At 57.3% G+C, this 8,745-nt stretch carries 19 protein-coding genes; 17 read left to right on the plus strand and 2 right to left on the minus strand.

Translation table 11 applies throughout. The features are described 5' to 3' along the window. From AKV04_RS10100 to rplP, 10 genes are all read left to right on the plus strand, one after another. On the plus strand, positions 1 to 327 hold a 327-nt coding region (locus AKV04_RS10100), incomplete at its 5' end, for an EF-Tu C-terminal domain-related protein (RefSeq protein ID WP_456062141.1). A gap of 163 nt (positions 328 to 490) precedes the next feature. After that, positions 491 to 799 carry a 30S ribosomal protein S10 gene (gene rpsJ / locus AKV04_RS10105; protein ID WP_054006329.1) on the plus strand — a complete coding sequence of 103 codons (309 nt, stop codon included), beginning with the start codon at positions 491 to 493 and terminating at the stop codon, positions 797 to 799. Between the two features lie 14 nt (positions 800 to 813). Further along, positions 814 to 1,542 (plus strand): 50S ribosomal protein L3, encoded by a 729-nt coding sequence (gene rplC / locus AKV04_RS10110; RefSeq protein WP_054006315.1) that lies wholly within the window; start codon positions 814 to 816, stop codon positions 1,540 to 1,542. After that, the gene (gene rplD, locus AKV04_RS10115; RefSeq protein WP_054006316.1) at positions 1,539 to 2,159 is read left to right on the plus strand and encodes a 50S ribosomal protein L4; all 621 of its coding nucleotides are present in this window, start codon (positions 1,539 to 1,541) and stop codon (positions 2,157 to 2,159) included. Before rplC ends, rplD begins: the two co-directional genes overlap by 4 nt. Then, positions 2,156 to 2,452 carry a 50S ribosomal protein L23 gene (locus AKV04_RS10120; RefSeq protein WP_054006317.1) on the plus strand — a complete coding sequence of 99 codons (297 nt, stop codon included), beginning with the start codon at positions 2,156 to 2,158 and terminating at the stop codon, positions 2,450 to 2,452. Before rplD ends, AKV04_RS10120 begins: the two co-directional genes overlap by 4 nt. 163 nt (positions 2,453 to 2,615) lie before the next feature. After that, entirely contained in the window at positions 2,616 to 3,452 is an 837-nt protein-coding gene (rplB, locus tag AKV04_RS10125; protein ID WP_054006318.1) for a 50S ribosomal protein L2, read from the plus strand. Between the two features lie 3 nt (positions 3,453 to 3,455). Next, positions 3,456 to 3,734: a 30S ribosomal protein S19 gene (gene rpsS, locus AKV04_RS10130; protein ID WP_054006319.1), complete on the plus strand. Its 279-nt coding sequence runs from the start codon at positions 3,456 to 3,458 to the stop codon at positions 3,732 to 3,734. A gap of 3 nt (positions 3,735 to 3,737) precedes the next feature. Beyond that, the gene (gene rplV, locus AKV04_RS10135) at positions 3,738 to 4,118 is read left to right on the plus strand and encodes a 50S ribosomal protein L22 (protein ID WP_054006320.1); all 381 of its coding nucleotides are present in this window, start codon (positions 3,738 to 3,740) and stop codon (positions 4,116 to 4,118) included. Further along, positions 4,118 to 4,834, plus strand: a complete 717-nt coding sequence (gene rpsC, locus AKV04_RS10140) for a 30S ribosomal protein S3 (RefSeq protein ID WP_054006321.1) — start codon at positions 4,118 to 4,120, stop codon at positions 4,832 to 4,834. The genes rplV and rpsC overlap by 1 nt, the downstream gene beginning before the upstream one ends. Before the next feature lie 12 nt (positions 4,835 to 4,846). Further along, positions 4,847 to 5,260, plus strand: a complete 414-nt coding sequence (gene rplP, locus AKV04_RS10145; protein WP_054006322.1) for a 50S ribosomal protein L16 — start codon at positions 4,847 to 4,849, stop codon at positions 5,258 to 5,260. A 132-nt stretch (positions 5,261 to 5,392) separates the two neighbouring features. Here the strand turns inward: rplP and AKV04_RS10150 are convergent, their stop codons facing one another. Together AKV04_RS10150 and AKV04_RS10155 are read right to left on the minus strand one after the other, a co-directional pair. Next, positions 5,393 to 5,710 (minus strand): type II toxin-antitoxin system RelE/ParE family toxin, encoded by a 318-nt coding sequence (locus tag AKV04_RS10150; RefSeq protein ID WP_054006323.1) that lies wholly within the window; start codon positions 5,708 to 5,710, stop codon positions 5,393 to 5,395. Further along, on the minus strand, positions 5,707 to 5,949 hold the full coding sequence (locus AKV04_RS10155; protein WP_054006324.1) for a type II toxin-antitoxin system ParD family antitoxin: 243 nt from the start codon (positions 5,947 to 5,949) through the stop codon (positions 5,707 to 5,709). The genes AKV04_RS10150 and AKV04_RS10155 overlap by 4 nt, the downstream gene beginning before the upstream one ends. Before the next feature lie 162 nt (positions 5,950 to 6,111). Here AKV04_RS10155 and AKV04_RS26170 point away from each other — a divergent pair, with 162 nt between their 5' ends. From AKV04_RS26170 to rpsN, 7 genes are all read left to right on the plus strand, one after another. After that, a complete protein-coding gene (locus AKV04_RS26170) occupies positions 6,112 to 6,546 on the plus strand; it encodes a hypothetical protein (protein WP_156317465.1) in 435 nt (144 codons plus the stop codon). 164 nt (positions 6,547 to 6,710) lie between these two features. Continuing rightward, positions 6,711 to 6,914, plus strand: coding sequence for a 50S ribosomal protein L29 (rpmC, locus tag AKV04_RS10160; protein WP_054006325.1), 204 nt, complete (start codon positions 6,711 to 6,713; stop codon positions 6,912 to 6,914). A gap of 11 nt (positions 6,915 to 6,925) precedes the next feature. After that, on the plus strand, positions 6,926 to 7,159 hold the full coding sequence (gene rpsQ / locus AKV04_RS10165; protein ID WP_054006326.1) for a 30S ribosomal protein S17: 234 nt from the start codon (positions 6,926 to 6,928) through the stop codon (positions 7,157 to 7,159). A 69-nt stretch (positions 7,160 to 7,228) separates the two neighbouring features. Next, the gene (gene rplN, locus AKV04_RS10170) at positions 7,229 to 7,597 is read left to right on the plus strand and encodes a 50S ribosomal protein L14 (RefSeq protein WP_013066055.1); all 369 of its coding nucleotides are present in this window, start codon (positions 7,229 to 7,231) and stop codon (positions 7,595 to 7,597) included. After that, positions 7,597 to 7,902, plus strand: coding sequence for a 50S ribosomal protein L24 (gene rplX, locus AKV04_RS10175; protein WP_054006327.1), 306 nt, complete (start codon positions 7,597 to 7,599; stop codon positions 7,900 to 7,902). The genes rplN and rplX overlap by 1 nt, the downstream gene beginning before the upstream one ends. Then, positions 7,902 to 8,462: a 50S ribosomal protein L5 gene (gene rplE / locus AKV04_RS10180; RefSeq protein WP_054006328.1), complete on the plus strand. Its 561-nt coding sequence runs from the start codon at positions 7,902 to 7,904 to the stop codon at positions 8,460 to 8,462. Before rplX ends, rplE begins: the two co-directional genes overlap by 1 nt. 19 nt (positions 8,463 to 8,481) lie before the next feature. Further along, positions 8,482 to 8,745, plus strand: a 264-nt coding sequence (rpsN, locus tag AKV04_RS10185; protein WP_054006330.1) for a 30S ribosomal protein S14, incomplete at its 3' end; no start/stop codon positions are given.

Consider the following 8,745-nt stretch of genomic DNA (forward strand, 5'->3'; position numbering starts at 1 on the left):
GTTGAGCTCGGCCAAGAGCTGTGCAAGCTGAAGTCGGTCAACCCGCACAACAAGTTTGATGCAGAAGCCTACATTCTGACCAAAGAAGAAGGCGGTCGTCACACGCCGTTCTTCGCCAACTACCGTCCGCAATTCTACTTCCGCACGACCGACGTGACGGGTACCGTGGAACTGCCGGAAGGCACCGAAATGGTGATGCCGGGCGACAACCTGAAGTTCGACGTGACCCTGATCGCGCCGATCGCGATGGAAGAAAAACTGCGCTTCGCCATCCGCGAAGGCGGCCGCACCGTCGGCGCAGGCGTGGTGTCGAAAATCATCAAGTAAATAGGTCGCGAATCCCCTTTTCAACGGGGACCGCGCACTATAAGGGACCACCAGCGACGCACCTTTCGGGGTGCGCCGCAGACTTTCAAGACCAGACTACTGAAAACAACGTGAACCTATGGGCCGGGCCTGTTGCCCCGTCTACGTTCAGAAGGAAGAACACATGCAAGGTCAAACCATCCGTATTCGGTTGAAAGCCTTCGATTACCGCGTGCTGGACGCCAGCACCGCAGAAATCGTAAGCACCGCGAAACGCACCGGCGCCACTGTGCGCGGGCCGATTCCGCTGCCGAACAAAATTGAGAAATTCACGGTTCTCCGTGGTCCGCACATCGACAAAAAGTCGCGCGACCAGTGGGAAATCCGCACGCACAAGCGTCTTCTCGACATCGTTGATCCGACCCCCCAGACCGTGGACGCGCTGATGAAGCTCGACCTCGCCGCTGGCGTGGATGTCGAGATCAAAGTTTAAGGGGGATAGATAACATGCGTTCTGGCGTTATCGCTAAAAAGCTGGGCATGACCCGGCTGTTCCTTGAGAACGGCACCCAAGTTCCGGTGACCGTTCTGCAACTTGAAAACCTGCAAGTCGTGGCACAACGCACCGTTGACCGCGATGGCTACACCGCTGTTCAGCTTGGTGCTGGTCTGGCGAAAGCCAAGCGCACCACTGCTGCCATGCGCGGCCACTTCGCCAAAGCTCATGTAGAGCCGAAGCGTAAGATCGCCGAGTTCCGCGTGTCGCCGGCTAACCTGATCGAAGTGGGCGCGGAAATCACCGCTGACCACTACCTTGCAGGTCAGTTCGTTGACATCGCTGGCACGACCAACGGTAAAGGCTTCCAGGGTGCTATGAAGCGTCACAACTTTGGGGGTCTGCGGGCTTCCCACGGTGTGTCGGTTTCGCACCGTTCGCACGGCTCCACGGGCCAGTGTCAGGATCCGGGTAAAGTCTTCAAAGGCAAGAAAATGGCTGGTCACATGGGCGCTGTGCGCTGCACCACCCAGAACCTGCAAGTCATCCGCACGGATGCCGAGCGTGGCTTGCTGATGATCAAAGGCGCAGTTCCCGGCACCAAGGGCGGCTGGGTCACCATCAAAGACGCAGTGAAGAAAGCGGCTCCGGCTGGTCTGCCTTTGCCTGCGGCGATCCGTATGGCGGCGCAAACCACTGCTCCGGCTGTCGAAGTGGCAGTTGAAGGGGGTGAAGCATGAAACTTGACGTAATCACACTTGATGGCGGCAAAGCTGGCACCATCGACCTCGACGAAGCTCTGTTCGGCCTCGACCCGCGCGCAGACGTTCTGCACCGTGTCGTCCGTTGGCAGCGCGCCCGGATGCAAGCAGGCACCCACTCGACGCTGACCCGCGCCGAAGTGTCCTACTCGACCAAGAAGATCTACAAGCAAAAGGGCACCGGCGGCGCACGCCACGGTTCCAAGAAAGCTCCGATCTTCCGTCACGGTGGCGTTGTCAAAGGCCCGACCCCGCGTTCGCACGCCCATGATCTGCCGAAGAAATTCCGCGCTCTGGGTCTGCGTCACGCTTTGTCGGCGAAAGCCAAAGCAGGCGAGCTGGTGATTTTGGACGTGGCCACCATGGCCGAAGCCAAAACCTCGATCCTTGCAAAACATGTGTCCGAGTTGGGCTGGAAGCGCGTTCTGATCATCGACGGCGCAAGCGTTGACGCGAATTTCGCGCTGGCTGCTCGCAACATCGAAGGCATCGACGTGCTGCCGACCATGGGCGCAAACGTCTATGATATCCTGAAGCGTGACACCTTGGTGATCACCAAAGCAGGTATCGAAGCTTTGGAGGCTCGTCTGAAATGAGCATTAAACCGCAACACTACGACCTGATCAAAAAGCCAGTGATCACCGAAAAAGCCACTATGGCTCAGGAAAACAACGCGTTTGTGTTCCAGGTGTCGATGGATGCGACCAAGCCGCAGATCAAAGAAGCGATTGAAAACATCTTCTCTGTGAAGGTGAAAGCAGTCAACACCACGATCACCAAAGGCAAGGCCAAGAAGTTCCGTGGCCGCGCTGGTGAGCGTAGCGACAAGAAGAAAGCCTATGTCACGCTGGAAGCCGGAAACTCTATCGACGTTTCGACGGGCCTCTGATATTGGCAGCGAATCCCACGGCCCCGGTTCTCCGGGGCCGTGGAATTTTTGCGGAATCGGTGCGTTTTGGTTCGACCAAGAAGCACCCTATCTCGGGGATCTACGGAGCCCTATAACCTTGGGTCTACATCTAAGACCCAACAGCTGACGGAAGACAGAAAGCATGGCACTTAAGTCGTATAAGCCGACGACGCCTGGCCAACGCGGGTTGGTTCTGATCGACCGTTCGGAATTGTGGAAAGGCCGCCCGGTCAAAGCCCTTACTGAGGGTTTGACCAAGACAGGTGGCCGGAACAACACCGGACGTATCACGATGTGGCACAAGGGCGGGGGCGCCAAGCGTCTCTACCGCGTGGTCGATTTCAGGCGCACAAAATTCGATATTGCAGCGGTCGTTGAGCGGATCGAATACGATCCGAACCGTACCGCCTTTATCGCTCTGATCCGTTACGCGGATGGCGAACTTTCGTACATCCTGGCACCACAGCGTTTGGCCATTGGGGACAGCGTTATCGCTGGCGCTAAGACCGACGTGAAGCCGGGCAATGCGATGCCGTTCTCGGGGATGCCAATCGGTACGATCATCCACAACGTCGAGCTTAAAGCGGGCAAAGGCGGCCAGTTGGCACGCGCTGCTGGCACCTACGCTCAGTTCGTGGGTCGTGACGGTGGTTACGCGCAGATCCGTTTGTCTTCGGGCGAACTGCGTCTGGTGCGTCAGGAATGCATGGCCACCATCGGTGCTGTGTCCAACCCCGACAACTCGAACCAGAACTTCGGTAAAGCAGGCCGTATGCGTCACAAGGGCGTTCGCCCGACCGTGCGCGGTGTTGCAATGAACCCGATCGACCACCCGCATGGTGGTGGTGAAGGTCGGACCTCGGGCGGCCGCCATCCGGTGACGCCATGGGGCAAAGGCACCAAGGGTAACAAGACCCGTAAGGCCAAGGCTTCGGACAAGTTGATCGTCCGGTCGCGTAACGCGAAGAAAGGGCGCTGATAAATGGCACGTTCTATTTGGAAGGGCCCGTTCGTCGACGGTTATGTCTTGAAAAAGGCAGAAACTGCGAAAGCCTCGGGCAAGAACGAAGTGATCAAGATCTGGTCGCGTCGCTCTACTATTCTGCCGCAATTCGTTGGGCTGACCTTTGCTGTCTATAACGGCAAAAAGCACATCCCGGTGAATGTGACCGAAGAGATGATTGGTCAGAAGTTTGGTGAATATTCGCCGACCCGGACCTATTACGGCCACTCGGCCGACAAAAAAGCCAAGAGGAAATAAGCCATGAGCACGGAAAAGAACCCCCGTCGCGTGGCGGAAAACGAAGCGATGGCAATCAGCCGTATGCTGCGTACCTCGCCGCAAAAACTGAATCTCGTCGCTGGCCTGATCCGCGGCAAGAAAGTTGAAAAGGCTCTGGCCGATTTGACCTTCTCGAAGCGCCGCATCGCTGGTGACGTGAAGAAGTGCCTGCAGTCGGCGATTGCCAACGCGGAAAACAACCACAACCTCGACGTGGACAGCCTGATCGTGGCTGAATCCTGGGTTGGCAAAAACCTGGTGATGAAACGTGGCCGCCCGCGTGCGCGTGGCCGTTTCGGCAAAATCATGAAACCGTTCAGCGAGCTGACGATCATTGTGCGTCAAGTCGGGGAGTCTGCATAATGGGTCAGAAGGTCAATCCGATCGGCATGCGTCTTCAGGTCAACCGCACCTGGGACAGCCGCTGGTTCGCTGAATCGAAAGACTACGGCAACCTGCTGCTGGAAGATCTCAAAATGCGCGCGTTTGTGCATGAAGAGTGCAAGCAAGCTGGCATCAGCCGCGTGATCATCGAGCGTCCGCACAAAAAATGCCGTGTGACCATTCACACCGCACGTCCGGGCGTGATCATCGGCAAAAAAGGCGCCGATATCGAAACCCTGCGCAAGAAACTGGCTGCATTCACCAAGTCGGATGTTCACTTGAACATCGTCGAAGTGCGCAAACCGGAAGTCGATGCGCAACTCGTCGCCGAGTCGATCGCACAGCAAATGGAACGCCGGGTGTCTTTCCGTCGCGCCATGAAGCGTGGCGTGCAGAACGCGATGCGGATGGGTGCCCTCGGCATCCGTGTGAACGTCGGTGGCCGTCTTGGCGGTGCCGAAATCGCGCGGACCGAATGGTATCGTGAAGGCCGTGTGCCGTTGCACACCCTGCGCGCTGACATCGACTATGCTCTGTCCGAAGCCACGACTGCCTATGGCATCATCGGGGTGAAGGTCTGGATCTTCAAAGGCGAAATCCTTGAGCATGATCCGCAAGCCCATGATCGCCGTCTTGCCGAAGCGCAAGAAGGTGCAGCACCGCGTTCGCCTCGCCGCGACCGCGAACGCGCGTAAGGGAGAACACAGATGTTGCAACCAAAACGGACTAAGTTCCGCAAGCAGCACAAAGGCCGTATCCACGGCGAAGCGAAGGGCGGCTTCCTGCTGAACTTCGGCTCCTTTGCGCTGAAAGCCACCGAGCCAGAGCGTGTGACGGCCCGTCAGATCGAAGCGGCCCGCCGCGCGATCACCCGCCACATGAAACGCCAGGGCCGCGTCTGGATCCGGATTTTCCCGGATGTCCCAGTCTCGTCCAAGCCCACCGAAGTTCGGATGGGTAAAGGTAAAGGCTCGACCGACTATTGGGCAGCCAAGGTCAAACCGGGCCGCATCATGTTCGAGATCGACGGCGTGTCCGAGATCATCGCCCGTGAAGCCCTGCGTCTGGGTGCTATGAAACTTCCGGTCACGACGCGAGTCGTGGCAAGGGAAGACTGGTAAGGCTGCGCTCTCGCGCAGCCAGTGCGGTGTAGCGAGTTTCCTCGGAAACTCGCGGGCCGTCACCCGGTTCAGAATAAAGCCCCCGCTGGAAACAGCGGGGGTTTTGCTTTTTGGGGCAGGGGGCGTGAAAGCCTAGCCGTCTAGGTCTTCATAGTATTTCAGCGCAGCAAGATTCCGCCGCTGATGAACGATTCTCAGAATCGCCGCACCGCCGCCGCCTGCTTTGGCGGGCAGAAAGAAAATCACATGCTTTTCATGCGGCAGCGACCGCATGCCCTTCAGCATCAGATCACGCGGACGGCCGCAGTTGGGATCTTCGCCAATCCGCTCCATCGCAGCAGAAAGCCCGGCGAAATAGTGCAACCACTGCTCAACTGCCCAATGCTCCAGCGTATAGGCCCGAATATCCTCTATATCCTTCAAGGCCCTGCGCGAGAGCCGGATTGTCATCGGCGGAACGCGTCAGGCTCGAAGGCGCGCGGGTCAAACTCGACATAATCGCCGCGTTCGACTTCTTCCGCCGCAGCCTCCAACTCGGCCTTCAACGCATAAAACGCCCGCGCGCCATCCTTCTCCATGATCGCGCGCATCCCGGCCCGCACCACTTCGCTGAGGTTGGCATAGGCACCGGAGCGGATCTGCGCCTCGGCGTATTCCTGCATCTGTTTGGTCAGATAAACGTTGGGCATGATGGGCCTCCGATGCCAGATCGTATCAGATGCTGACATAGAGACAAGAAGGTTGGTGGAGTGCATGATCTCTCACACCCTACTGCTATGTGGAGAAAGAGGCGCGGCAATTGGCGTCACCCGGCATTCAGTGGGCAAGATGAGGATTGCAGAGAAGTTTGGGTGAAGTCTATTCTTGGCACTACAAGTTGTAAGTGGAGTTTTTTGAATTTGGAAATTGATACAGGTCCGCGCCGGTTTACGCCGATCCTTAAACTGATCTTTTTCGCCGGACTTTGGGTTGTGCTATGTGGGTATGCGCTATGGCAAACGATAGAGTTAACAATCGTCCGAGGTGATCTGGAGCATCATCGTGCGCGGCAACGGATGCTTTATCTCGCGGCTGAGCAGTCCTGTGTTACACGCGAACAGTTGCAAGCTGTGGCGCTAAGTCAGGGATGGCTGACTGAACTGCGTCAGTCTCCTTACGAAACCAGTTTACTTGATGACAAACTGCCTGCGGCAATCTTGGTGTATGTTGAACCACCGCTACCGTTGGGGGCTGTGGAATGGGTTGCCTACCAATTTGACTCTGCTGGATGCCTGGGCGGGAACTAATCAAGCTTCAAATCCCCCTTGCCCTATCCCCCCCCATCCCCTATACGCAGCCATCCACGGCTCCGAGGCGACTCGGAATCGGTGGTTTTACATTGATCCACCGGGTTCAGCGTGACCTTGCCGCAAGGTAGGGGCGCTCTGGTGATTGAAAAAGGAACAGGCGCATGACCGCCAAGGAACTATTGGGCAAATCGCCCGAGCAGCTGCGTGAGAGCCTTGTGGCCCTCAAGAAAGAAGCGTTCAACCTGCGCTTCCAGGCAGCGACCAACCAGCTGGAAAACACCTCGCGTATGCGCGCTGTTCGCCGCGAAGTGGCACGCATCATGACCGTGCTGAACCAGAAAGCCGCGCAAGCGGCTGCGAACTGAGGAGCAGACCCATGCCAAAACGTATCCTGCAAGGCGTCGTAACCTCGGACAAGAACGAGCAAACCATCACCGTTCTGGTGGAGCGCCGCTTCAAGCACCCGCTGTTTCACAAGACCATTCGTAAGTCGAAGAAATATCGCGCGCACGACGAGAACAACACCTACAAGACCGGGGATTCTGTCCGCATTGAAGAATGTGCACCGATCTCGAAGACCAAACGCTGGACGGTGGTCGTTGCTGCATAAGCAACGGCTTTCGTCTTTTTCTGAATACGAAACCCTGGGCAATGATGCCCAAAGGTCGGGAGAAACCAAATGATCCAGATGCAGACCAATCTGGATGTTGCTGATAACTCCGGCGCTCGCCGGGTTCAGTGCATCAAGGTTCTGGGCGGCTCGCATCGCCGCTATGCATCCGTGGGCGACATCATCGTGGTGTCGGTCAAGGAAGCCATTCCGAAAGGCCGTGTGAAAAAAGGCGACGTGCGTAAAGCCGTTGTTGTTCGCACCGCCAAAGAAGTTCGCCGTGAAGACGGCACCGCAATTCGTTTTGACCGCAACGCTGCTGTCATCCTGAACAACCAGGGTGAACCCGTCGGCACGCGTATCTTCGGGCCAGTGGTGCGTGAGCTCCGCGCGAAGAACTTCATGAAAATCATCTCGCTGGCTCCGGAGGTGCTCTGATGGCTGCGAAGCTTAAAAAGGGCGACACCGTCGTCATCTTGACCGGCAAGGACAAGGGCGCAAAGGGCGAGATTTCGTCCGTGAACCCGACTGCCAACAAGGCCATCGTCGACGGCGCCAACATGGCGATCCGTCACACCAAGCAAAGCCAGACCTCGCAAGGCGGTCGCATCGCAAAGCCGATGCCGATTGATCTGTCGAACCTCGCATTGCTGGACAGCAAAGGCAAAGCAACCCGCGTTGGCTTCCGTATGGAAGGCGACAAGAAAGTGCGCTTCGCTAAAACCACCGGGGAGGCGATCTGATGCTCGACCAAGCCACCTACACCCCGCGTCTGAAGGCTGACTATAAGAACCGCATCTGCGCGGCGCTTATGGAAGAATTCGGCTACAAGAACGCGATGCAACTGCCCCGTCTGGACAAGATCGTTCTGAACATGGGCGTTGGTGAAGCCGTCAAGGACACCAAAAAGGTCAAGAAAGCCGCCGAAGAGATGACTCTCATCGCCGGTCAAAAGGCAGTGATCACCCACGCGAAGAACAGCATTGCTGGTTTCCGCGTGCGTGAAGAAATGCCGCTTGGCTGCAAAGTGACCCTGCGCGGCGACCGGATGTACGAATTCTTCGACCGTCTGATCACCATTGCTCTGCCCCGCGTCCGCGACTTCCGCGGCGTGAAGCCGACCTCGTTCGATGGCCGTGGCAACTACGCCATGGGTCTGAAAGAGCAACTGGTGTTCCCCGAAATCGAATTCGACAAGGTCGATGAAGTGCTCGGCATGGATATCATCATCTGCACCACCGCTAAGACCGATGCGGAAGCGAAGGCACTGTTGAAGCAATTCAACATGCCCTTCACTTCTTGATCGCGCGAGGAACCTGACAATGGCAAAAAAATCCATGGTGAACCGCGAAGTGAAGCGCGAGAAGCTGGTGAAGCAACATGCTTCCAAGCGCGCAGCACTGAAAGCGGTGATCAACGACCAAGCGAAACCGGTGGATGAGCGCTTCAAAGCGACCATCAAACTGGCAGAGCTGCCCCGCAACTCGTCGGCTGTCCGTTTGCACAATCGGTGCCAACTGACCGGTCGTCCGCATGCGTATTATCGCAAGCTCAAACTCTCGCGCATCATGCTGCGTGATCTCGCC

Origin of the sequence: Cypionkella psychrotolerans, assembly GCF_001294535.1 — a bacterium.
Classification (GTDB): Bacteria; Pseudomonadota; Alphaproteobacteria; order Rhodobacterales; family Rhodobacteraceae; genus Cypionkella; species Cypionkella psychrotolerans.